Origin of the sequence: Pseudoalteromonas sp. MMG024, from assembly GCF_021654175.1 — a bacterium.
Taxonomy (GTDB): domain Bacteria; phylum Pseudomonadota; class Gammaproteobacteria; order Enterobacterales; family Alteromonadaceae; genus Pseudoalteromonas.
The window spans coordinates 117,019-139,328 of sequence record NZ_JAKFZO010000002.1 but is presented as its reverse complement, the minus strand read 5'-3'; the positions used below and the strand labels follow the sequence as shown (position 1 = coordinate 139,328).

Annotated in this window: 24 protein-coding genes; 9 read left to right on the top strand and 15 right to left on the bottom strand. The window is 41.0% G+C overall.

The window, feature by feature from the left end:
* Positions 1 to 113 precede the first annotated feature (113 nt).
* The 15 genes from L1068_RS02440 to L1068_RS02370 all read right to left on the bottom strand — a co-directional run bounded on the left by L1068_RS02440 (position 114) and on the right by L1068_RS02370 (position 15,066).
* Complete coding sequence (locus L1068_RS02440; protein WP_237128908.1) at positions 114 to 3,212, bottom strand: efflux RND transporter permease subunit; 3,099 nt, start codon at positions 3,210 to 3,212, stop codon at positions 114 to 116.
* Positions 3,212 to 4,321: an efflux RND transporter periplasmic adaptor subunit gene (locus L1068_RS02435; RefSeq protein WP_237128907.1), complete on the bottom strand. Its 1,110-nt coding sequence runs from the start codon at positions 4,319 to 4,321 to the stop codon at positions 3,212 to 3,214. Before L1068_RS02435 ends, L1068_RS02440 begins: the two co-directional genes overlap by 1 nt.
* Positions 4,322 to 4,342: 21 nt before the next feature.
* Positions 4,343 to 5,068: a TetR/AcrR family transcriptional regulator gene (locus tag L1068_RS02430; RefSeq protein ID WP_010558955.1), complete on the bottom strand. Its 726-nt coding sequence runs from the start codon at positions 5,066 to 5,068 to the stop codon at positions 4,343 to 4,345.
* Between the two features lie 365 nt (positions 5,069 to 5,433).
* Entirely contained in the window at positions 5,434 to 7,602 is a 2,169-nt protein-coding gene (locus tag L1068_RS02425) for an ATP-binding protein (protein ID WP_237128906.1), read from the bottom strand.
* The gene (locus L1068_RS02420) at positions 7,599 to 8,309 is read right to left on the bottom strand and encodes a response regulator (protein WP_237128905.1); all 711 of its coding nucleotides are present in this window, start codon (positions 8,307 to 8,309) and stop codon (positions 7,599 to 7,601) included. The genes L1068_RS02425 and L1068_RS02420 overlap by 4 nt, the downstream gene beginning before the upstream one ends.
* Positions 8,310 to 8,340: 31 nt before the next feature.
* Positions 8,341 to 8,958: an HrpE/YscL family type III secretion apparatus protein gene (locus tag L1068_RS02415; RefSeq protein ID WP_237128904.1), complete on the bottom strand. Its 618-nt coding sequence runs from the start codon at positions 8,956 to 8,958 to the stop codon at positions 8,341 to 8,343.
* A complete protein-coding gene (locus tag L1068_RS02410; protein WP_237128903.1) occupies positions 8,937 to 9,608 on the bottom strand; it encodes a SctK family type III secretion system sorting platform protein in 672 nt (223 codons plus the stop codon). Before L1068_RS02410 ends, L1068_RS02415 begins: the two co-directional genes overlap by 22 nt.
* Positions 9,601 to 10,353, bottom strand: a complete 753-nt coding sequence (sctJ, locus tag L1068_RS02405; protein WP_237128902.1) for a type III secretion inner membrane ring lipoprotein SctJ — start codon at positions 10,351 to 10,353, stop codon at positions 9,601 to 9,603. Before sctJ ends, L1068_RS02410 begins: the two co-directional genes overlap by 8 nt.
* Positions 10,354 to 10,356: 3 nt before the next feature.
* Positions 10,357 to 10,680 (bottom strand): type III secretion system inner rod subunit SctI, encoded by a 324-nt coding sequence (sctI, locus tag L1068_RS02400; RefSeq protein ID WP_237128901.1) that lies wholly within the window; start codon positions 10,678 to 10,680, stop codon positions 10,357 to 10,359.
* Positions 10,680 to 11,051, bottom strand: a complete 372-nt coding sequence (locus tag L1068_RS02395) for a hypothetical protein (protein ID WP_237128900.1) — start codon at positions 11,049 to 11,051, stop codon at positions 10,680 to 10,682. Before L1068_RS02395 ends, sctI begins: the two co-directional genes overlap by 1 nt.
* The gene (gene sctF, locus L1068_RS02390; protein WP_237128899.1) at positions 11,051 to 11,311 is read right to left on the bottom strand and encodes a type III secretion system needle filament subunit SctF; all 261 of its coding nucleotides are present in this window, start codon (positions 11,309 to 11,311) and stop codon (positions 11,051 to 11,053) included. The genes L1068_RS02395 and sctF overlap by 1 nt, the downstream gene beginning before the upstream one ends.
* Positions 11,312 to 11,378: 67 nt before the next feature.
* Positions 11,379 to 11,582: a hypothetical protein gene (locus tag L1068_RS02385; protein ID WP_237128898.1), complete on the bottom strand. Its 204-nt coding sequence runs from the start codon at positions 11,580 to 11,582 to the stop codon at positions 11,379 to 11,381.
* Positions 11,583 to 11,592: 10 nt separating this feature from the next.
* Entirely contained in the window at positions 11,593 to 12,882 is a 1,290-nt protein-coding gene (gene sctD, locus L1068_RS02380) for a type III secretion system inner membrane ring subunit SctD (RefSeq protein WP_237128897.1), read from the bottom strand.
* Positions 12,879 to 14,675, bottom strand: coding sequence for a type III secretion system outer membrane ring subunit SctC (sctC, locus tag L1068_RS02375; protein ID WP_237128896.1), 1,797 nt, complete (start codon positions 14,673 to 14,675; stop codon positions 12,879 to 12,881). The genes sctD and sctC overlap by 4 nt, the downstream gene beginning before the upstream one ends.
* Complete coding sequence (locus L1068_RS02370; protein WP_237128895.1) at positions 14,656 to 15,066, bottom strand: hypothetical protein; 411 nt, start codon at positions 15,064 to 15,066, stop codon at positions 14,656 to 14,658. Before L1068_RS02370 ends, sctC begins: the two co-directional genes overlap by 20 nt.
* 277 nt (positions 15,067 to 15,343) lie before the next feature.
* Between L1068_RS02370 and L1068_RS02365 the strand changes: the two genes are divergently transcribed.
* The 9 genes from L1068_RS02365 to L1068_RS02325 all read left to right on the top strand — a co-directional run bounded on the left by L1068_RS02365 (position 15,344) and on the right by L1068_RS02325 (position 22,226).
* Positions 15,344 to 16,201: a hypothetical protein gene (locus L1068_RS02365; protein ID WP_237128894.1), complete on the top strand. Its 858-nt coding sequence runs from the start codon at positions 15,344 to 15,346 to the stop codon at positions 16,199 to 16,201.
* Between the two features lie 2 nt (positions 16,202 to 16,203).
* Positions 16,204 to 17,049 (top strand): hypothetical protein, encoded by an 846-nt coding sequence (locus tag L1068_RS02360; RefSeq protein ID WP_237128893.1) that lies wholly within the window; start codon positions 16,204 to 16,206, stop codon positions 17,047 to 17,049.
* A gap of 251 nt (positions 17,050 to 17,300) precedes the next feature.
* Positions 17,301 to 17,582 (top strand): hypothetical protein, encoded by a 282-nt coding sequence (locus L1068_RS02355; RefSeq protein WP_237128892.1) that lies wholly within the window; start codon positions 17,301 to 17,303, stop codon positions 17,580 to 17,582.
* Positions 17,583 to 17,603: 21 nt separating this feature from the next.
* Positions 17,604 to 18,107, top strand: coding sequence for a SycD/LcrH family type III secretion system chaperone (locus L1068_RS02350; protein ID WP_237128891.1), 504 nt, complete (start codon positions 17,604 to 17,606; stop codon positions 18,105 to 18,107).
* A complete protein-coding gene (sctE, locus tag L1068_RS02345; RefSeq protein WP_237128890.1) occupies positions 18,094 to 19,323 on the top strand; it encodes a type III secretion system translocon subunit SctE in 1,230 nt (409 codons plus the stop codon). The genes L1068_RS02350 and sctE overlap by 14 nt, the downstream gene beginning before the upstream one ends.
* 11 nt (positions 19,324 to 19,334) lie before the next feature.
* On the top strand, positions 19,335 to 20,099 hold the full coding sequence (locus L1068_RS02340; RefSeq protein ID WP_237128889.1) for a hypothetical protein: 765 nt from the start codon (positions 19,335 to 19,337) through the stop codon (positions 20,097 to 20,099).
* Between the two features lie 96 nt (positions 20,100 to 20,195).
* The gene (locus L1068_RS02335) at positions 20,196 to 21,053 is read left to right on the top strand and encodes an AraC family transcriptional regulator (RefSeq protein ID WP_237128888.1); all 858 of its coding nucleotides are present in this window, start codon (positions 20,196 to 20,198) and stop codon (positions 21,051 to 21,053) included.
* 5 nt (positions 21,054 to 21,058) lie between these two features.
* Positions 21,059 to 21,763 (top strand): hypothetical protein, encoded by a 705-nt coding sequence (locus L1068_RS02330; protein WP_237128887.1) that lies wholly within the window; start codon positions 21,059 to 21,061, stop codon positions 21,761 to 21,763.
* Positions 21,741 to 22,226 carry a hypothetical protein gene (locus L1068_RS02325; protein WP_237128886.1) on the top strand — a complete coding sequence of 162 codons (486 nt, stop codon included), beginning with the start codon at positions 21,741 to 21,743 and terminating at the stop codon, positions 22,224 to 22,226. The genes L1068_RS02330 and L1068_RS02325 overlap by 23 nt, the downstream gene beginning before the upstream one ends.
* The last annotated feature ends 84 nt before the right edge of the window (positions 22,227 to 22,310 follow it).

Here is a 22,310-nt window from a genome sequence, read left to right as displayed (position 1 = left end):
TGGTTTGGATGAAAAAGCAATTATTTAATCAGTATATCGTTATTAATATCGTAATTATAGGGCGAACATTATGCGCGCCAACGACCTTGAGTTGTTAACGCGCAAATCTGAATTTACAAAGCGGTTTGAAATTGCGTATGAGATAAGGCTTCTTCTGTTTCCATTTCGCCGCGGTGATCTTTTGCTATTTTTTCATAAAGTAGCGGTAGCACCATTAAGGTAAAGAAGGTACCAATCAACATTCCGGCAACCAAAATAATACCAATGCTATTACGCGCTTCAGCGCCCGCACCTGTTACGAGTACCAATGGGAAATGACCGAGTACGGTTGCACCTGTGGTCATTAAAATTGGGCGTAAACGTGTAGCGGCAGCGCCTTTTACAGCGTCTAGTTTAGATTTACCTTCAAGCTGTAAATGATTCGCGAATTCAACAATTAAAATACCGTTCTTTGCAATCAATCCTATCAAGGTAATAAGGCCTATTTGGCTATAAATATTCACCGTAGTTAATGATAAAAATGGCAACATTAGTGCGCCTGCAAGTGCTAAAGGCGCGCAGCCAAGCAATACAACTAACGGGTCACGGAAGCTATTAAATTGAATCGTCAGCAGGAAGTAAACCACAATCATTGATACTAATAGTACGCCAACCATAGTATTACCTTCTTTACGAAGTTGGCGTGATTCACCTGCATAATCAATAGAATAATGCTTTGGTAACACGTCAGCTGCAATTTTTTCAATAGTGCTTAAACCTTGCTCCTTGGTGATATGAGGCAAAACACCCGCTAAAATTCTAAATGAACTTTGTTGGTTAAACGAGCCCAATACGCGCGGGCTGGTAAACGTGCGTAATGTTGCAAATGACGACACAGGAATAAGCTCGCCACTACCTGTGCGTATTTTCATATCCAGAATGTTTTCAGGGTTATAGCGCTCATTATCGCCAACAATTGGGATCACGCGATAGGCTTTGCCGTCTTTATTAAAATAGTTAACAAAATTGTTCGACATTAAAATGCTCAGCTGATCATTCACCGATTGTAAATTTAACCCTAAATCGGCGATTAATTCGCGGTCGATTTCTAGCTCTGCTTGCGGTAAATCGATTTTTAGGTCGGTATTAATAAACATAAAGTTGCCGCTGGCGTTTGCTTTTGCAATAATCTTGTCGGCGTATTGCTTCATAGTTTCTGGGTCATCATTCGCGCGCAATACCACTTCAACGTCAAACTGTCCTGCGGTAGGCAATGACGCTGGCAGAATTGGGAACAAGCTTAAGCCCGTTACACTGCCAAGTCGACCGTAAAGGTCAAACAGTAAGTCGTGTACCGAGTTTTCGCGTTCTTCATATGGCGCAAGTTCAACACCACCAAAACCGGCCGCGGCAGTAATAATTTGCCAGGTAAACTGACCACCTTCTGTAGCATTCATCACCTCAGCGGTATCATCCATTTTGCTTGAAGTATAAGCTTGAGAAGACTCCGGCGGCGCTTCAACAACCACTTGAATACTGCTTTGGTCTTCAATGGGGGCGAGCTCTTTTTGTGATAAAAGATAAAAAGGTGCCGATAACAATGAAAACACAATAGCCACGAAGAACACTTGAGCACGCCAGTTAAATAGGGTGTCTAATGCGTTAAAGTAGAAATTTTGTAACTTATCAAAGTAGCTATTTACTTTTTTCGTCAGCTTACTTTCTTTACCGCCTTCGGCGTTAACCCACGCACTCATTATTGGTGATAAAGTAACTGCAACAACTCCGGAAATAAGTACAGCAATGGCAAGGGTAAACGCAAACTCTCTAAACAAGAAGCCCGTTAAACCAGTTAAAAAGCCAATGGGGGCGTACACTGCGGCAAGCGTTAAGGTCATGGCGATTACTGGCACAAGCAATTGACGTGAACTAATGAGTGCAGCTTGCCAGCGAGGTCTGCCTTCTCGCATATGGCGGGCTACGTTTTCAACGACCACAATGGCATCATCTACTACAAGGCCAACTGATAACACAATTGCAAGAATTGTCAGCAGGTTAAGTGAAAACCCAACTACATAAATAACAGCAATCGCACCTAAAATTGAAATAGGAATGGTGATAAGCGGCACCATAGCCGTTCTAAATGAGCCCATCATCGCGAGAACCACAATGCCAACAAGTAAAACCGTTTCACCAAGGGTAGTAAAAATCTCTTTGATAGAATCACGCATGTAGAGCGTGCCGTCGTAACCGATTTCAATGTGCATACCGTTTGGCAATACTTCATTGATTTGATCTAGCTTTTTATAAAGTGCATCGCCAATCACAATTTCGTTAGCGCCTGGCAGCGCCCAAACTGCTAAGAATACCGTATCGTGATCATCTAAACGCGCTGTTACCATGCCTTCGGCTTCGCCAATTTCGACATTGGCGATAGTACCAAGGCGAAGTTGTACACCGTCACTTTCTTTTACGATGAGGTTTTCAAAATCAGCAACGCTTTTTAGCGATGTATTAGCCATTAAATCAATGCGTTGGCGGTTGTTTTCACTGTAGCCTAATGTTGCAATGGTGTTGTTAGCCTGCAGTGCTTGAAACACATCAACTGCACTGATGTTGTACACAGCGAGTTTATCGGTATCAAGCCAAATGCGCATAGCTGGATCGCGACCGCCTTCTAGGGTGACTTTTTGTACGCCATCAATATCGCTCATTTGTGGCACAATGTTACGGGTTAGGTAGTCACTTACTTCGCTACGTGGTAAACCTTGCGATTGCACATCCAGATAAAACACCGCGTACGGGCTATCGGCACGTACAATTTGAATTGCCGGATCTTCAGCGCCCGTTGGTAGTTCAAATTTGATTTGGTTTAATTTAGTCGTGAGCTCAGCTAAAGCATCGGTAGTATTGTGGTTTAGCTCAAGCCACGCAGTTACTTTACTAAGGCCTGCTGTGGTAATTGAATCAACGTAATCTACGCCTGGAACCGTAGAGGTTACACGCTCGATAGGCTCGGTAACATAGCCCTTTACAACATCGGCTGATGCACCGGTGTAAACGGTATTAATGACTAACGAGGCACTTTCAATTTTCGGGTATTGTTGTACCGAGATTTTTTGCGCGGCGTTAATACCCGCAAGCACAATTAATACTGACAGTACGATTGCCAATACGGGTCGATTGACAAATATGTCCATAAAGGAGGGCTTGTTTTCGTGTAATGAACTCATTACAAGCCTCCAGTGTGCGTTGTATTTTCTGCCGTTTCTGTGGTGTAAACCAAGAGATTTTCTTTTAGTTTAAACGCACCTTCACTGGCAATAAACTCACCAGCATTTAAACCACTTAAGATTAATTGTTGGTCTTGGATTTTGTCGCCTAGCTCTACTTTTATTGGCTTGGCACGCCAATTTTGTTTATCGTCTTTCTCTAATTTATAAACAAAATCACCGAAGTGGCTGCGTGTTACCGCATTGGTCGGTACTGCTACTGCGTCAATCACTTCAATTGGTACAAACACACTCACCATTTGGTTGTGATGTAACTGCTTATTTTGGTTGTTAACAATGGCGCGATAGCTTTGCTGGCGTGAATTTACGTCGATATTCGGCGCAATAGCAATAAGCTCAGCCGTTAACGTGGTGTCTGACTTTTGCTGCTTTACCGGTGCAACGCGCAGGGCATCACCAATGGCTAAGCGTGGTAGCGTTTGTGGCACAGCAAAATCAATCCAAATATTATCATTTAAGCCAACCAAAGTAGTGATTTGGCTATTGGCATCAAGTAATTGGCCGACTTGATATTGCGTTAAACCAACGCGACCAGCAAACGGCGCTTTAATGTTCTTTTTATTAATAACTGACGTTAAATTAGCTACTTCAGCGTTAGCAACATTAACATTTGCCAGCGCTTTATCCACTTCATCTTGGCTAATACGCTTTTGCGATAACAACTTTTCAACACGCGATAGGGTTGATTCTGCAAGTGTAAGGCGTGCTTTAGCAGCACTCAAGTTGGCTTCTTCGATACTGGTATCTAGTTTTATAAGTAACTGATCTTTTTCAACTATATCACCCGGTTTAAAACCTACTTTGGTAATATTGCCAGCATATTCATTGCTTACGGTTAGTGTATTCGGTGCTTGCACTTGGCCAATAACTTTTACGGTTTTAATGTGCTGAGTTGGATGTGCATAGGTACTTTTAACCGATGCGGAAGGTTCAGGAAATGATTCGGCAAAGGCAATCATTGCTTGAATTTGACTAAACTTGGCAAAACCTAGTCCCGAGACAATAACAAGTATAAGGATAATGGCTGCGAGCCAGCGTTTAATTTTCATACTTTCTCCGTTTGTATTGCATTAACGCAATGTTAATTTCTTTAATTCGTTTTCAATGGTGACAAGTGAGTCATCATCGATGGGTTTCTTCCATGGGTAACTATTAAGCAAACGCACTGTGCTTCTAATAATAGGATGATTAAGCGGCAATGGCTCAAGTAATGAGTCTGTACCTTCGACAATTTCCTGCGTTTGTTTAACCCGTTGTACTTGTTCAAAGCCAACAGTTATAGCCCAGCCACTAATGAGTATTTCTTCAATCACTTCGCTTAGGTTAGGCACATTTTGCAGCTCGCCCGCACTGATGCCATCGGAAAGGGCTAATTTAAAACCTTGTTCACAACAGTTACAGGCGTCGATCATTTTTTCAGTCCAACGACTAGAAGCGCGTTGAATAACCGCTTTATTGGTTGAATAAGATTGCAGTTCGTAATCAAATTCAAAGCGTTGCATGGCTTTAGGGGATATTAAGCATACCGCGAGCATTTTTTCTGGCGTTGATAAAGGCAAGCTAAGCACACGTTCAAATACCTTTGATACGTGATCAAATGATTGATAGGCAAGGGCAAGCACAATATCTTCTTTGCTCTGCACGAACTTATATACAGAGCCCATTGAAAGACCTGCCAAACGCGCGACCTTAGCCATCGTAAAGTCAGTAACTGACGACTCATTAATGCACTGTTCTGCGGCATTTAAAATCATTCTTTCCTGTTCTTGCAGGCTATATTTTGGTGCTGGTGCCATTACTAAACCTCTCGCTTATTTTCTTTGGTAACGCCATTCGAATGAGATTCGAACGGCGTTATTCTAATTCAGCAAAGGTTAATGTCAATGAAAAATACGTAATATTTGAATGGTCGAATATCGTATTAATCGTGTAGGTTTATAACTACTTTAACTTAGTTCAAAAACGCTGCGTGAAACAATTAGGCAGTGTTGTTTTTTATGGCGTTTTGGTTTGTTAAACAACAATGGTCACAAAAGTGGGTGATAAGAATGGTTTAACTGACATGTCAGTTAGTTGAGTGACAATAATGAATGTAACCGTTGATACTAGAAAGTGGGCTTGCCAAAGCGCGCTAATGTGTAGCGCGTTGGCCAGCTCGATTTTAGTGTAAGGGCAGTGTAATTTGAATACATAGTCCGCCACTTTTTCCTTGTTTGGCAATAATGCGGCCGTTGTGTAATTCAATTAAGCTTTTACAAATAGATAAACCTAAACCTAAACCACCCGTGGCACGACTTCGCGACTTCTCAACTCGATAGAGACGATTGAACAAGTGTTCGATATCCTCAAGCGATACGCCTGGGGAAGTGTCGTCTACTTGAATAAACAGATTATTCTGGTCATTTCGTGCTTTTAATCGAATAAAACCAGGCACTGATGTGTAGCGAATCGCATTACTAAATAAGTTATGGAAAACCTGTTGGATACGGTTGATATCAAGGTCAACATCAAGTGTCTCGTCAAGTTGAATATCAAGCTTAAGCTCAAGGCCTACTTTTTCAATAAGTACACGGTTATCAGTAATAATGGCATTAAGTAAGTTGTGTGTGTTAATTTTAACCTTATTTAAGGTTAGTACCATCGAATCAGCTTGCGATAGTTGGTCGATATCAGACACCAAGTGACTTAGTTGCTCAATCTTTGCATTTAAACGGTTGTGAGCGAGTTCAGTATCTGGTTCTAAGTTATATTGCAGTGCCTCAATTTGTAATTTTAGTACACTAAACGGTGTACGTAGTTCGTGGCAAATATCTGAAAGCATTTGGTTTTTGTGGTCAATTGCAGCTTCTTTTAATCGAGCTTGCGCTTGTGCCATCTGCTTTTTCTTAATTTGCGAGTAAATCAAAAGGCTAAATAGTAGAAAAACAATTAACGCTAAAGTGATGCCGAAATATTGACGATATTGCATTACTTCAAGATCACTTTGCTGCTTTTCATTTTCAAGTTCTAACTCTTTTACATTTAATTGTTCTGAGAATTTTGCAAGCTCTGAATTCATTTCATCCCGGTATGCTTTCAATTTTTCTTCAGCGCGTGCTTGCTCGGTATTGTGCAGTATTTTTAGATGCGAGTAGGCTTGCTGATAATTTTCTATGTTGTAATTCGCTTTTGCTAGAATTTTTTGCTTTCTAACCATGTATGTTGGGCTAATCGTATCACCTGGCAGCATTTCAATAAGCTCTATCGCTTTTTGGTTTTGATTAATCGATATGTAAAGTTCAGCAAGCGGTGGTATAACGTTATTCTTGGTGATGGGGTTATCGATTGTTAAAGCGTTATCGGCGCTTTTATTTGCAATTTCAAGCGCTTGGTCTAGTTTACCTTGTTTCATCAAGATACGTGCTTTTCGCATAAACGCCACTGCTAATTGCTGCTTATTTTTCCCTTTGTCTGCCAATTCGATAGAGCGGTTTAAATAGGTTTGTGCTTGACCGTTGTCACCAAGTAACAAATAAATACTTGAAATGCGGTTAAGAGAGTAAATGATATTATTAATGTCGCCAGACGCTTCATCAAGTTTTAACACGCGCTGAGAAAACGTTAAGGCCAAATCTAATTCGTGCAGTTGCATATAAACCGCAGTGATATTAAACAAGATGTCGGCAAGTAAAATAGGGTTGTTACCACTTTCAATGCTTGGTAATGCTTGCTTATAAAGCTCTAATGCTTCGTTGTATTTGTTCTGCCCTTCATAAATAACCCCTTTATTCATGGTAATTCTTGACGCTTGCAATGGATCACCGCTTTGCTCTGCATAAGGTAATGCTCGTTCATAATATTCCAGGGCTTTGTCCAACAAACCAAGATTGCGATAAAAGATGCCTTGACGTGTATATACTTCGCTCATTCGAGAGATGAAATTATGATTCTGCGCCAATGTGATGGCGGTAGTTTGGATGTCCGATGCCAACTGCACATCGCCTTTTCGATAAGCTTCGTCAGCTAGGGCAATGTAAACAATTATCTGTAACTCTGGCGTGCTAGACCAAAGGCTATGTTGTTTTACATACCTTATTTCTTTGCTAAACGCGTCATATTCACCTTGTTTTAAATAACCTTTGAGAATACTTTCTGTAGCGGCCGTAAATGCAGTTATATTTGATCCCAATTCTGCGGTATTGCGCAGTTTATTTAAGCTTGTGTGCTGATTGGGGACTTCAGCAATACTTGTAATTTCCTTTAGCAACTGGTTTGCTGAAACTGGCAAAACAACAATAAAAAGCGCGGCTATAAATAAGGTAGTTATACGTATGGATGGGGCATGTTTCATGATGCTTTCTCGATATAGCGATAACCCACACCATATACTGATTCAATTGCTTCGTAATCTAGCCCAAGTAACGATAACTTTTTTCGCACATTACGAATATGGCTATCGACCGTACGGTCGCTTATTTCACGGTACGAATCGTAAACTAATTCAATGATTTGTTCGCGATTATAAATCCGGTTAGGATGCGATACTAGTAAGTTTAATAAACTATACTCAACAAATGTGAGTTTCTGCTGTTGTTCACCGTAACTGATTTTTAGCTGTGCTTCATCGAGTTGCAAGCTTTGAGTACTTATGGCAGAAACCTGAGTTTCAACTGTTGTAGGTGAGGGGGTTGTATTCACCCTGCGCAATATTGCTTTAATTCTGAGCATCAGCTCGGGGCCAGAATAGGGCTTGCAAACATAGTCATCTACACCAGTTTGCAAACCTATTAAACGGCTGATCTCGTCCGTTTTAGCGGTCACCATAATAATTGGCACGTCACTAAATTGGCGAATTTGATTGGTTAGGGTCACGCCATCGACACCGGGTAACATCACATCCATTAAAATAAGATCTGGCATGTTGTTATTAACATAATCCATTACAGTATCGCCGGTTTTAAGCCACTTTGTTTGATAGCCAGACGCCTCGATAAAACGAATTAAGATTTCGCCGAGATCTTCGTCATCCTCTATTAATAGAATTGTTTGTTTGAGCATAGGTGTTAAATATATCCGTTAGATTGGCAGATTATACGTGATCTTCGCTTAAAAGCAGAGATTCAATTGCGGCAATTTGGTTCTCAATGGTCGCATCAATCACGCCTACTTGGGTTTCTAGTAAACAGCCGCCAGCATCCACTCGCTGATCTGCAACAACGTCGACATAGCTTGTTTCAGGGAATTGTTTCAAAAGAACGGAGAGCTTTTCTTTTACGGAGTCTACTAAGTTCGGGTTTACACGTAACGTAACTTTTCGCTGGTTTGTCACTGTACTCAGCGCTTTTTTAGCCATTTCAAGGGTAAGTTCAGTGTCATCAAATTCACTGACAAGCTGTGACATGCCCGCCATAATCAGTTCAGCAATTAGTGGTGTTTGAGAAGCAAAATACTGATGGCATTGCTCCACTGTTTGTAAAAGTAACTGCGCTTGTTGTTGTTTTGCTTGTTCCATACCGTGTGCAAAGCCAAGCGCCTGCTGATTCTTATATTCACGCTCTGCGCTTGCAATAATATCATTTGCTTTTTTCTGAGCTGCTTCAACGACATCTTGTGAACCTAAGTAATGATTATAATCAACGGCTTTCAGCACTTTAGCGCCACTGACCAATTGCAGCTTATCCGCTTTTATTTCAGTAAATTTGAACATGGTGGGTCTATCTCAATGGCTAATTTACGAATAAGTAAGATGGTTTTACGACACGTTTCTTTTGAGCGGACGATTTGTTTTTCGTTACTCATATACTCAGGTGATAAAATAAAACACAGTAATTGAAAATGACTCTCGTCGTCACAAATTTGCTTAAACACTGATAACCCCTTTTCAATGAAATTGGGTAAGTTGGTCGATGAATTCAACGTGATATCCTCAACCAGCAACTCTTTTGGAAAGTCGCTTAACATAAAAGGGATTTTTTGTGTCACAATTTGGCATGCGTTACAGCCAATTTGTTGATCTATCGAGTGTTTAATCTGTTTGCTTATCAACTTTTTCAATGACGGTTGAAAACATGACAGGCCCAACACACCAATCACTTGCGTGATCAATTCACGTTCAAGTAACAAAAACTTAGATAACGGCGAGCTAAGCTCTGTGTCAAACGTGCCGGGAATGCTTAATTGTTCCGCGAGAAACTGGTTCGTTTTAATACACTGATGATCAATGGGAAAGTCAGCAGGTATCACCTTTTCAATCCATTGTGGGTGTAACCAGCGTAATGGTTGATACAGTTTAGCGATGATCGCGTCAGCATGCTGACTTTCAAGCATCGCAGCAAAGTGATGTTTTTGATTAACCATTTCGCTGCTGTCGTTCGTAGATTTCTTTCGCTGTGCCACTTAGCTTTTCAAAGCGTAAGCCAATAATTAACAGTACGGCAGCGGCAATTAACCAAGGACCTAAATCTTTGAACTGTTGAATAATACCAAGACTTACATCGGTACTGGTTTTTGCTATGGGGTTAAATGTTGCAACACTAGGGAATAAAATTACCGCGATGTTTTCGTATTTTAATCCGCCCACCGAATTAGCAACCATTTGTTTAATCTGTGGAATATAGGCATCCAGGCTGATATTGCTGGAATGCTTAATAAATACTGAGGCTTTGGCCAGATTGGTGTCTGATTTGGCTTTTTTGTTGCCATCTTGTTCTGGTAATACCAAATGAACGCGCGCCGTTAACACACCATCGATATTGGACACCGTGGCTGCTAAGTCTTGCGACACTGCGTAATTGTAACGAGCTGATTCTTCAGTAGGAGTAGAAATCAGTCCACCTTCAGGAAAAACATCGCTTAATGTGGCAAATTTATCTCGCGGATAAGAGTTACGAGAGAGGATTTCAATGGCGTTCGATAATTGGTTTTTATCAACACGCAGCTTAACTGTGCCTTTTTTGTCGGCAATTTTTTCCGCATCTACGCCTTCAACTAACAATAATGCAAGCATCTCGTTTCCCTGCTTTTCATCAAGGCCTGAGTAAAGGTCGACTTTACACCCTGTTAGTACAAGGCAAGCAAGTAACACTGATATAAACCTATTCATTAATTATTGCGCCTTGATTAATGATTCAACATTTTGTGTTGTTTTGGTTACGCCTTTACTTATCAGCTCTTGCTGCAACGTTACTTGCATCAGTTCCATTTGTACTTGGAGCAGCTTTTGAGGTGATAAATCCGTTAAGTTACTTAAGCTAAGCTCAACATTATCCGCGCGCGAAGACACTTCAGCTTTCATTTCGCCTAATGCGTCTAAAAATTGTGCGCTTAAGCCTTCCATCTCTGCCATAGAAGGAGCCGTAGGTAACGTATAATCTTGCTGTCCTTGCAATGAGTCCATTGAAACAGCGGTGATTTGGTTAATAGCGTCCATCAGTAAGTTACTCCCATACCATCAAGTACTTCTTTAGCAAGTGCATGTGCCTCTGGCTCCGATGCTTGCGATAACACATCACGCGCATAGGCTTCTGCATTTACGTTAAATCCCCATGTCCAATACACCATTGCTAATAATGCGTGGGGTATCGATGGTGTTTTATTTTCACACCATTTAGATAGTGTTTGGGCTGCTTCTGGAAATCGTGCTCGATTGAATAAGTTCAACGCGGTGGTAGTTACCGCTATTTGTTCGCCCGATTTCGATAATCGTAATGCTGCAAATATATGTTCAGCTTCACGCGTTAGGCCCGAATTTGAGCCTAACACACCGATATCTGCCAATAGCTTGATATCTTGAATATCCATTAGCCCATCTTCTGTACTATCGTTGACATGGCATCTTTAATTGATTTTTGCACTGTGGCAACAAGACTCATTACTACAGAGTATTCATTTACTGATGCTTGAAAGTTCGCAAGTTTAGCTGGGTTGTTTGGATCTGCCTTTAAGTCAGTGAGTGCTGAATCAAGTGTACCTGCGGTTGAATCCGCGACTGTTTTTAACTCTGTTGATACTGTACTTAAATTACCTTTAGTTACGTCGTAACCTGCATGGGTTAAAGCCATGATAAATCCTCTTTAAAAAATATAGTGCCATAACACTATAAATTACCTATTAACTAGGAGGTTTAGATTACGGGTTTAAAACTTGTAATTTTGGACTTTTAACTATTTTAAGTGAGGCGTTTAACGCTTTAATCCATGCCTCTGTTTGCTTAAATTTCTGAGGTGGTAATCCTTTGGCAAGCGTAGCGACGTGAGCTGACTTTAGTGCTTCCAAATGATTAGTTAACGCTTGGCGTTGTTCTTGGTTTTTGATTTTTTCAATGAGAGTCATAGTTTATTCCTTAAATAGTGCGGCTAAAATTTATCATGTAACTTTTGTTTCCGGACTCAAGAAAAACCCCTTCACTGCTAATTGATTTTAAACGCGCACCATTAGGTAAACGGGCACCTTCAAAATAGCGTTCGCCGTTATCAAGCACAATATAAGGGACTTTTCCAAGATTAACGGTACGAAATCGTAAGCTTAAGTTTGGGCTATCGTCTTGTTTGATCATTGGTGTAGATAGAATTAATCGCGGGTTATTACCAAACTTGGTGGCAAACTGCTTTTTTAATTGATCAAACTCGCGCAATTGAGAACCGCTTAGTTGGCCTACAAGTTCGATGATATCGCCGCGATCTTCAACAATAATCTTATCATTAAAGCTGGAATTGACCAGCAGTTCATTTAACTGTTCAAGCGCGGGTTTATCTTCAAGAATCTCAAGGTCAAACGCAGTTAAACCAGGAATATCACGCTGTAATACCTGTTCGGCGCGACTCCAAGCATTTAAGTTATTTGAGTCAGTAACAAATACAAGACTGCCTGCAAGATCACCTGAACGCATTTCAATGGCATCAAGCTCAAGGTTTTTCAAAATAAACCGTGCTGCAAACTTAATTTCTTCCATGGTACGAATATCACTGGTAAAGCGAATATTAAGTTTTTCTGCTTGCTTCAATAGCTTTTTACGTTCAAGTTTGCTATCGACATAGCCAGAGAGGCTGATTTTCTGATCGACTTCGTCCCAATCAATTATTAGGTGAGGGCGACTGTCGGTTTGAAGCAGATCTTTAGCAATCGATAAATTGAGTTTTTCAGTATCTACTTCTTGACCAGTTTCTGCTTTTATATCTAAAAACAGCAATACCGCAGCTGTAATGGTGCCAAGTACCGCAAGCCAAATCAAATTTGACAGGTGCTTGTAGGTTTTATTCATCTTGACGGGCTGTTCAGATTTACTTTGATTTACCGATGGTTTATCAAATACGGGTAATTTTTTAGGCCAAGGCTCGTTAACCTCGCCAATCATAAACCATAATTCCCCCACATTGATTGGAGTCAGTGTGGGTAAAGCGAGCGTATTATCATGGAGCACACCTTGCACCTTTACGCCCACAGTTTGCGCAAAAGGCTCACAATACACAGCGTCATCTTGGCAGTTTAGGCTCAGTAAATGCGGGGGAATATCACTGTCGTTGAGCACTAAATCCATGCTGTTTTCATCACTACCCAAGCGCTGAGAATGCGTAAAGTTGATTTCAGCACCCTTGTATGCGGTGTTGAGAATTAGTAATTTCCATTCTTTCACAGCGCACACTCCGGCTCAGTTGCGGTTGTTGGGCAGTTATTGAGTGTCACTTGATAACCTTGGTAACCATCAAGGTCTCGGCAGCTGCGAATAGTCGTACCGTATTGTTTTTTTTGATAGTGATTACGGCGTACACGTGCTTCAATCGCAGATTCACATGGCAAACGGTTAACCAGACTAAAAATATGACCATTATTGTTACTTAAGCGCATCAACTGTTTAATGCGTTTGTTTTCGGGCAGTAACTCATAATCAATTTCTTGTGTGCCATCAGGAACGGTATGCGTTTCCATCACTTTCGGGCTTATCATAAATAAACGCACCATTTGTTGTGAATTGCTGGTATTGTTTTGAAAAAGCTTTCCGAGCATTGGGATATCCCCAACACCAGGCACTTTACCGACACCTGAGCTATTTGACTCTCGTGAATAACCGCCAATTAGTAAGCTTGCCCCTTCAGGTACTTGGGCACGTGTTGTAATTTGGGTGTTCTTGATTGATGGCAGTGAGTCAGGGCCGCCATCATCAATACGCGCTCCGTCTTGAATGTTAACATCAAGGTATATTTGACGTGGCACAGCTGTTTGAATTATGCGAGGTGTCACCTGTAACAAAGTGCCGTAAGTGATTTCTTCAAGCTCTGCGACCCGTTCACCTTCAACGCGAACAAAAAACGATTCGTTATTATCAAGTAATGCTTGCAGGCCATTTTCAGTGACAATGGCGGGGCGTGAGGTAACGCGTGCTCGGCCTTGTGTTTCGAGTAAGCTCACTGTTGCTAAAAAATCAGCATTCGTTGTCGTCAGTGTTTCAGCATCAGTGGCCCCGGCACCTGGTAAGATTAAGTCAACCAAACCTTCGCCTATTTTTATTTGCTTAGTCGCCCAATCAATGCCAATTTCAGACAATGAGTTCATAGTTAAATCGATAATCACTAGGCTAATTTCAAGTTGCTCGCGCGGTGTATCGAGTTGTTCAATGAGTTGCGCATACATATCGATACGTGAACGATAATCTTGAATGATTACCGCATTCAAACTGGCGTCAGCCTGTATGCTTACTTGTGTATGGGCATTACTGGTTGCTGATTGTTCGCTCGATGAGCCATCGATGTCTTGCATTTGCACATTACCACTTTGGCCGCGACTTTCGCCATTAATCATATTCGCCAACAGTGAAGCTATACCAGGAATAATTACTTCCTCACCGCGCACTTCAAACTCCCGATCGATGGCACTGGCATGATTAAGTTTGAAAATGCGGATCACAAGTGGATCAACAAAGCCGGAATCTGAACTGTCTTGCAATAAGGCTACGGTTTCATTGATTAATTCGATATAACGCGGTGGACCAGATACCATAATCATATTGGTATGTTGTATGGTGCGCCATTCGAAGCGCGGGTCCCACAGCTTTAAATCTTGCATTGTTTGCTTGAGTTGATTAGTTGACAGTAACTCTAAGCGGATCATCTGACTTTGCCTTTCAGCACTGCGATTTATGTGCAGTGTTGCACCATCAAAATACCAAATTAAATCGTATGCGCTAGCCAGGTAATCTAGCGCTTTAAGGCTTGAAGCGTAACGTAAATGACCATTAAACTTTTCATCAATGGTGGAAGAGACATTTACACTAATATCAGCGTTTGAAGCAAGCGCAGTCAATACCTTTCTCAATGAGTCGCCTTCACCATAGTATTCAAATGGCTGTTTTGTAAGTGCGGCTTTACTCAGCACACCAAATGGCAGCAGTAAAAAGCTGATAAACAATAATCTAAGGTAAAATATACGCATGCTGTTGGCTGTGTTGAATTGGTTGAAGTTCGAGTTGTTGAATTTGCGCCACTAATTGGCAATGGCTGTTCAATAATTCAAGTAACTGCTCAAATGAGAGAGATAGCGGTTGAGTAGTTTGTATGGCGAAGCGTTCCGACAATTGTGCGATGCTTGATTCGCTTTTTTGCCAGCCGTAAGTCCAACTCATTGCTTGTTTTAGCTGTTGTTCTTGTTCATAAGCCTGTTCACTGAAGTGATCGATGTAACTATAAAATACCAGTGTATCTTTGTAGCTTTGGATATCGACCAAAATATCATCCAGACTCACGCTCGCAAATCCTTGTTCACTTTGACTAATATCAATGTTTAGTTCATTAGCAAGCTGTTTTATAAAATCGTTAATTAACATATCTCCTCCACGGTGCTTAGAGTCTCACGGTTTAAAAACATAAGTTTGTAGAGGAAGGCGCAAAATTTTATATATTGGGTCAGCTGAAAGTCGTAGCCATAAAAACTGAATTTAATTAAGCATCACGTGCGTTGAAATACCTGCGCAGCTTCATTTTTATAATTCGGGTGTAAACTTTTTACTTGGCGTCAAATCTGAGTGCGCACGTACATTGCTGCATATTTTTTGCAAAATTATTTGTTAGAGTGATTATCTTGGCTGATAAAGGAACAAAGAAATGAGCGGTATTTCAACTGACGATGCCTATTGGCAATTTGGTTATCATGCAAATGAAAAAGTAACGACAGATATATTTGAAGATGGTGAACGTGTAAGCAAAGAGCTATCAATTACCAACTTAAAAGATGCCGATGCCAATATCGATCCATGGGAAGTTTTATCAGCACTCGATGATGCTGCTGATGCCGTGCAATATCAAATAAATGGCACACTTTATACCAGTGACGAGATTCAGACCTTTATAGATAATGGCAATTTAGATATCACGTCGTCAGGGTATATCACCTTTAATAACACGCAGCTTGAGACTGACCAAGTAGGCTATGAAGTTCACACACTGCTTATTGAAAAAATACAAGAAGAAATCAATGAAATCAATGAGCTAATTATTGATATGCAAAAGCTCGAAAATGTTTTGTTGCTAAATTCTGATATTAAAGATAAAGGTGAGGAAAAGATTGATTTAGATAGTCGCAGTGGTGAATTTTGGGATGATTTACAAAATGAATTACCTGGCGAGACGAGTTATAACCTTGCTAGGTTTATTGTTGCTTGTGATTATAATTACAGAGAGTGGGCTGAAATAGGCCAAGTTTGGCCTTCTGACAGCGATACCTATTATGATTTTGGTACAGTTGTAATGAGTGTGACCTCAAGAGTTGCTTTTCAAACAAATGACATTACCAATGCCATTGAAGTGTTAAATAACAAAGTAAAAGAACGCACGACTCAGGTTGAACAATTAGGTACTGACCTACAAAGTAATACCTCACAGTACAACAGCTTAATGGAAGCCATGTCGAATTATTACAGCACTTACTTTGATGCAGCGAAAAGTCTGCTAACAGGAGGGTAACCATGGCAGATCCATACTGGCAATTTGGTGCATTTGCTAATGCTTCTGTTACAACCACGGTTTTTGAAGAGGGTGAACGGAAGACTGAAACTCTGGATGCCGATGAACTAAAAGTGGTAGATGAAAATATTGACCCTTGGAGTATTTTGGCATCATTGGGTGAAACCAGTGACGCAGTGCGCTATCAAATTAAAGGGGTGGAATATACGTCAAGTGAAATACAAACCTTTATTAATGATGGAGATTTATCATTAACCTCTGCAGGGTCTATTGTGTTTAAAGGAGAGACTCTGGAATACGCAGAGGTTGGCTACGAAGTTCATACCCTAATGATCGAGAAGCTACAAGACGACATTGAACAAATTAATGAGCTGTTAGAGCAGCTGAATTACATTTCGGCAGCATTAGGTGAAAGTACCACTTTTGAAGAAGACGGTGAAATTACCTACAACTCATTTGCTGCGGTATTTGGTGGCGATGAGTTTTTCAAGTTATTGAAAGAGCAAACACCAGAACTGAGTGATGCTGAGCGGGTTACCTTGTTACAAGAAGCCAATAATGATTATATTTATTGGGAAAACATCAGTGGCAGCACCACAAGTAGTATCGGTACATATCGCTTCGGTACAACAACATTAAATACGACACAATACCTAATGACGTTTCAGGAAAACGATATTTCAAATGCACTTGAAGCTCTTCGCAATACCGTAAAAGAAAAAACCACGCAAACGGAAACCTTAAGTACTGATTTTCAATCATCAAATGAACAGTACACTTCTGTTATTACCGCTATGTCGCAATACGCAGAAGATTTTTACGGCAGTATTAAACAGCTTACAGACTAGTCAGGTATTTTTGTAAATTTGCACATTGTTGGCGTAAAAATAACACAATGTGCAAAATCTCAATGAAGCAATTTGCACAATCTCTGCATATTCTTAATCCAGTGCTTGGTAATGACATTAATTTTATTATATTCAATAAGTTAGGTTTAATCGTAAAAACCACAATTAAGAAACAATTCTCCATATTTATTGATATTTCACTTCTTATACTGAACACATAAAGTCAAAAGGCAGTAATAAAGGTGTTCACCATGTCTGATCCTGACAAATTACTACAACAACGCAGATTACAAGCTGTAACCGCGAATGTGAATGCACGTTTACGTGAAACGCGTCGCTTAGAAGAGGAGCTAGCTCAAAAGCTAGGCATGACATTTGAGCAGTTCAAAGCGCGCTGTAAAAAAGAACGCGAAAAAGGCAAAACGCAGCACAGCGATGTTAAGAAAATGGTGAGTAAAGTGCTTAATCAAACCAGCAAAGAAGTTACTGTCAGCAAACCTAAAAAATTACCGCGACATACGCATTACATTTAAATTCTGAGGAGTGAAAACACTATGGCACAGATTGACCCAAGTCTAGTTAAAAAGGAACAGCTTGAAACGTTTATTGGTAAAGGCGGTTTAATGCATGAGCTGGTGGATTTAAGTAAAGAGCAAATGGAAAGCTTATATGCCGTTGCGTTTAACTTGTATCAAACCAATCGCATGAGCGAGGCAGAGCAAGTATTCAAAATGTTGGTGTTATGTGACCACCTAAACGTAAAGTACCAAATCGGTCTTGGGGCGACACGCCAAGCTCAAGGTAAATATGAAGAAGCGGCTGAAACCTACAGCATGGCGACGTTAATTGATGCTGAGGAACCAAAGCTTGCATTCCATTCAGGCGAATGCCATTTAGCATTGGGTGATTTAGAGCGCGCAGAAGCAGGGTTTACCGGTACGCTTGTGCGTTGTGAAGGGCGTGATGAATACAGCGAACTTGCAACTAAAGCACAAGGGTTACTATCCATCGTTGAAAAACGTAAAAAGAAACAGGAGCAAACTGATGTCAGTAAATAGCCTAGGAGTTGGCAATACGGCATTTACTCAGATTTTCCAAGAAGGAATGTCTGCGGTAATGAAAAGCTTTAGTGGGATTAACCCATCTGATGCCTCTGGGGTAACCAGTGCATCGAACGAATCGGGTAATCCAAGTATTGCAGAGCCCGATAGCGACACCACGTTAAGTGGTATTGCCACCATGTTTATTGTGTTGGGAAAAATCAAAGAGATTAAAGACTCGACCATTGCAGCGAATAAAGCGGAACTTGAGCGTGTTCAAGCAGAGCAAGAAGATTTAATGAATGAACAAATCGACAAGCTTAATGAGCAAGAAGACAACCGTTTAGATCAAATTGAAAAAGCGGAAAAAGCGCGTAAAAAAGCAAAACAAGCGGGTATTTTTGGCAAAGTATTTGGTTTTGTAACAGCGATCGCGACCACTATTGGAGGCATGTGCTCGTTAGCCGCGGGAGTACTTTCTGGACAACCTAATTTAATTGCAGCTGGTGTTGCATTGACTGCTGCGGGTATGTGTGAAGTGGCTGCACAAATATGCTTGGCATTAGGAGAAGATAAAGCTGCAGAAATATTAAGTTATACCGCTATTGCGCTCACGGTTATTGGTGTTGGATTACTAACATATGGCGCGGCATCAGGTGCAATGGCAGGTGCGGCAGCAGGTAAAGAAGCCGCAAAAGAAGCGACAGAAGTAGCTGTAAAAGAAGGGGTAAAGGCGGCTGCGAAAGAAGCTGCAAGTGAAGCGGCTGAAGAAGTTGTTGAACAAGCAGCCAAAGCGGTTGTAAAGGAAATCTCACAAAATGTAGCGGAAGAGGTAGCAGAAGAAGCGATTGAACGCGCTGCGAAAAACCTCTGTGAAACCATGATCAAAAAGCAAAGTGACGACATGATAAGAACTGCAATGGGACGCACAACGTGGGCATCAAGCGCAGCTTCTATGGGAGCACAAACCGGTAGCGGCGTTATTAGTGCAGAGCAAGCTGATATTCAAGAAGCGCTTAATAAAGTAAATCTGCAAGTGCAGTTACTTGAAAGCGAATTAGTTGAGAATGAAGCGCTAGTATCAAAACTTGAGTCAATTTTACAACGCTTTATCGCCTTCATTCAATCTCAGTCAGGCACAGTGGTTGATATTGCAAGTATTTTATCTGATGCAGCAAAAAATGAAATGCAAGCATCGCTTACAGTGCTAAACAACGCACGAGCACCAATTTAAGGAAAATTATCATGAATGGTTTAGTACTCGATGGTCCACGCATTAATACGATGCAACCACAAGTCGTTTCTGGTGAAAACAACTTGGATAAAGCGCAGCACAACTGTGGTGTGAATGCTAATGATGCGGCGCAACGTTATGAACCTTTAAGTTTGGATAGCGACGTGGTTAAAAATGCAGAAACGCTCGCATTTGATTTAACCGCATCTGCAAACAGTGCAACAAAGATGGCTCAATTGTTTTTGCAATTAGTACAATCTTTGCGTGAAGCGGCTGAAAATCGCGCGGAAGTGATTATTCAACAAATGGAAACACAAGTTGAAGTAAAACGCGACTCAGCAGAGACCATTCGCTCTGAAGCAAAAGATGCGAAAGACAAAGGTGATGAAGCCGTGCACCAACAACGTATCGCAGCAGCTATAAATATTGGTGGTGCCGTTTTGGGTGGTGTTGCGGGTGCCGGTGCAACAAAATTTGCCGGAGCACAAGCGGGCGCTGCCGTGTCATCACTGGTCACAACAGGGTCTGGCGGTAGTGCGGGTTTTGCTAGTGCTGAAGCGGCAAATCAGAACAATAAAGTCACTGAAATTCAAGAAAAGTCTAAAGCAGAGCAAACTGAAAACGATGCGACTGCGCAACAAGCGGCTGCGTTGCAACAACGTGCGCAAAACTGGGAAGGCACTTTGAATGATATTCAAGCTGCATTATTGAGCCTGGCAAAGGAGCTCTTTTCACAAGAGCCAAGCACAGCGCGCAATATGGGTAACAACATCTAACTTACAGGCAGGTTAATACCTGCCTAACTCCACGTTTTTTTAATAACGGTGTTTCGACATCGCGGGTTTTTTCGGCCTAAATTTGAGGGAAGCATTATGCAAACACAATTAGCTACGCTTGAAAATACGAATTTAGAACAAGCGTTTATGAATAATTTGGCGTTTGAATATGGGACTGCATTTCGATTAACTTTGCCAGCAGGTATAGAATATTCTGTCGCGTTTAAGGCCCCCTTGACACTGTTAATGGTGGTCACAGGTACGGCTGGTGTAAACAATTTAAGTGCTTATGCACCGAGCAGTTTATTGCTTGTAAAAGATGGCTTTTGTCACTTTGAAAACCTTAATAGTACCCGTGATACCGTTATTTTATGTTTGTCACTTGAACAAACATGGCTTGTAAATTTTAAACAACGCTATCAAGCGTTAGTAACTGGCGCAAAGTTAGGCAAGCATCACGATAGTTCAGCACCACTAACATTCTGCGGCTGTGATTTAACGCGTATGGCGATGACTGGGCTAGATCAGCTTTTAAGTGATTCACAAGTCCCTAGCCTGACATCGCTTAAAGTCGAAGAATTGTTGCTACTGCAAATAAATAAGCCACAAGGTAGCTGTTTAGTTAATTTACTGGTGGAAAGTTGTGACCCTGCAACAGAACGCTTTAGAGAATTTGTTGAACAGCACTATTTAAAAGACTGGTCGTTAGAGCAGTTTGCTAAAGAAATTGGCATGTCGCTTACTGCATTTAAATCGGCATTTAATCAAATTTATCACACATCACCGCGTGCCTGGTTCAATGAACGCCGTCTTAAATATGCAGCACATTTATTGCACACCAGTCAGATGCGCGTAATTGATATTGCTATCGAAGCGGGTTTTTCAAGCCAGTCTTATTTTACCCAAGCATATAAATCGCGTTTTGGCATAACACCAAAGCAAGCGCGTAAGTAAATACAATGAAGAATTTTATTATTTGCTTAACAGTAATGTGCGTATTAAGCGCATGCAGTTTAACGAAAGAGCAAGTGCAACCATTGCTTAACACTGTAAACATTGGTGTGTTAGAGGATACGCGCCTTGCGGACTGGCGTTTACTGAGTAAGTCGAACCAAACACTTGCCGGAAACGTCATCGAACTACCTTACGACGCGCTTCTAGATGAGATGCGTGTTGGCAATGTCGACCTTATCGTTGGCATACCTGAAACAGATGATCTGAAAGCGATGATGCACAGTCGCAGCATTGTGTTAGAAGAACGCGTTTTCGATTATTTGGTTTACAAAGAGGATCAACGATTACTGAGTGAATATGTGTTCGAAAGCAGTTTTCTAAGGCAAGTTCAACGCGTGGGTTACGTTGCTAAAGGTGAATCTGGCGTGGTTAACGAACTGGTGATGCCAAAACCACTTAGGCACCAATCTTATATTCAATGCGACTCATTAGAGCACTGTTTTCAATTACTTGTTAGTCAGGAGATTGATGCAATTTACAGTGATACAGCAGCACTTGACACGTTTAATAGCGATAACACGCTAGTAACAGTTGGGTTTGAAAAGTCCGTAGGTTTTACGCTTTTAATGAACGACAAAACACTTACACAAACAGAACGAAACGAACTAGGTAAACTCTTTTCAAATCATGATAAAGAACAGACATTTTAAACCGTGTGATGCGGCAATAGAGATAAAAGAATCACAGCGCCGGGCAGAAATTAACGTCATTTCGGGGTTTTCTAAAAAAGGGCTAATTGGGCAAAACCTGCGCGGTTTTGACATTGTTAAGTTTTATCAACGCCACCCAGAATTGTTACATGAATTTACTCGGACAGAGGCTGGGCTTGCCTACCGAGCACTGATTTTCGCGATTGTTGAAAGTGATGTAATAACGCTGGCAAAACAGCCAAATGATAACAGTGACGCACTAAGCGAGGTGTTTATTCAGCTCCATAAACAGTTAGCAAATGTGATTAACCAAAGCACCTTTATTGGCTGTACACATTTGTTTGATGAATATACAAATTGCTTAACTGCGCTTTATGAGGATGCAGGTAATACGCTAATTAATAAGGCAATTCTAGATGTTTTGTCGTCCATACTGACAAAGCTGTACGAAGCAAAAAAATAACCGTTCATTTTGGTGAACACACAACAATGTTATTGAGATGCTAAGGGTATTTCTCTGTGCATTCTCAGCCATAAAAAAGGAAAT

Bases quoted from the DNA above. Each gene is read 5' to 3' on its own strand.
- L1068_RS02440 (WP_237128908.1), bottom strand. From the start codon at position 3,212: ATGAGTTCATTACACGAAAACAAGCCCTCCTTTATGGACATATTTGTC.
- L1068_RS02435 (WP_237128907.1), bottom strand. From the start codon at position 4,321: ATGAAAATTAAACGCTGGCTCGCAGCCATTATCCTTATACTTGTTATT.
- L1068_RS02430 (WP_010558955.1), bottom strand. From the start codon at position 5,068: ATGGCACCAGCACCAAAATATAGCCTGCAAGAACAGGAAAGAATGATT.
- L1068_RS02425 (WP_237128906.1), bottom strand. From the start codon at position 7,602: ATGAAACATGCCCCATCCATACGTATAACTACCTTATTTATAGCCGCG.
- L1068_RS02420 (WP_237128905.1), bottom strand. From the start codon at position 8,309: ATGCTCAAACAAACAATTCTATTAATAGAGGATGACGAAGATCTCGGC.
- L1068_RS02415 (WP_237128904.1), bottom strand. From the start codon at position 8,958: ATGTTCAAATTTACTGAAATAAAAGCGGATAAGCTGCAATTGGTCAGT.
- L1068_RS02410 (WP_237128903.1), bottom strand. From the start codon at position 9,608: ATGGTTAATCAAAAACATCACTTTGCTGCGATGCTTGAAAGTCAGCAT.
- sctJ (WP_237128902.1), bottom strand. From the start codon at position 10,353: ATGAATAGGTTTATATCAGTGTTACTTGCTTGCCTTGTACTAACAGGG.
- sctI (WP_237128901.1), bottom strand. From the start codon at position 10,680: ATGGACGCTATTAACCAAATCACCGCTGTTTCAATGGACTCATTGCAA.
- L1068_RS02395 (WP_237128900.1), bottom strand. From the start codon at position 11,051: ATGGATATTCAAGATATCAAGCTATTGGCAGATATCGGTGTGTTAGGC.
- sctF (WP_237128899.1), bottom strand. From the start codon at position 11,311: ATGGCTTTAACCCATGCAGGTTACGACGTAACTAAAGGTAATTTAAGT.
- L1068_RS02385 (WP_237128898.1), bottom strand. From the start codon at position 11,582: ATGACTCTCATTGAAAAAATCAAAAACCAAGAACAACGCCAAGCGTTA.
- sctC (WP_237128896.1), bottom strand. From the start codon at position 14,675: ATGCGTATATTTTACCTTAGATTATTGTTTATCAGCTTTTTACTGCTG.
- L1068_RS02370 (WP_237128895.1), bottom strand. From the start codon at position 15,066: ATGTTAATTAACGATTTTATAAAACAGCTTGCTAATGAACTAAACATT.
- L1068_RS02365 (WP_237128894.1), top strand. From the start codon at position 15,344: ATGAGCGGTATTTCAACTGACGATGCCTATTGGCAATTTGGTTATCAT.
- L1068_RS02360 (WP_237128893.1), top strand. From the start codon at position 16,204: ATGGCAGATCCATACTGGCAATTTGGTGCATTTGCTAATGCTTCTGTT.
- L1068_RS02355 (WP_237128892.1), top strand. From the start codon at position 17,301: ATGTCTGATCCTGACAAATTACTACAACAACGCAGATTACAAGCTGTA.
- L1068_RS02350 (WP_237128891.1), top strand. From the start codon at position 17,604: ATGGCACAGATTGACCCAAGTCTAGTTAAAAAGGAACAGCTTGAAACG.
- sctE (WP_237128890.1), top strand. From the start codon at position 18,094: ATGTCAGTAAATAGCCTAGGAGTTGGCAATACGGCATTTACTCAGATT.
- L1068_RS02340 (WP_237128889.1), top strand. From the start codon at position 19,335: ATGAATGGTTTAGTACTCGATGGTCCACGCATTAATACGATGCAACCA.
- L1068_RS02335 (WP_237128888.1), top strand. From the start codon at position 20,196: ATGCAAACACAATTAGCTACGCTTGAAAATACGAATTTAGAACAAGCG.
- L1068_RS02330 (WP_237128887.1), top strand. From the start codon at position 21,059: ATGAAGAATTTTATTATTTGCTTAACAGTAATGTGCGTATTAAGCGCA.
- L1068_RS02325 (WP_237128886.1), top strand. From the start codon at position 21,741: ATGATAAAGAACAGACATTTTAAACCGTGTGATGCGGCAATAGAGATA.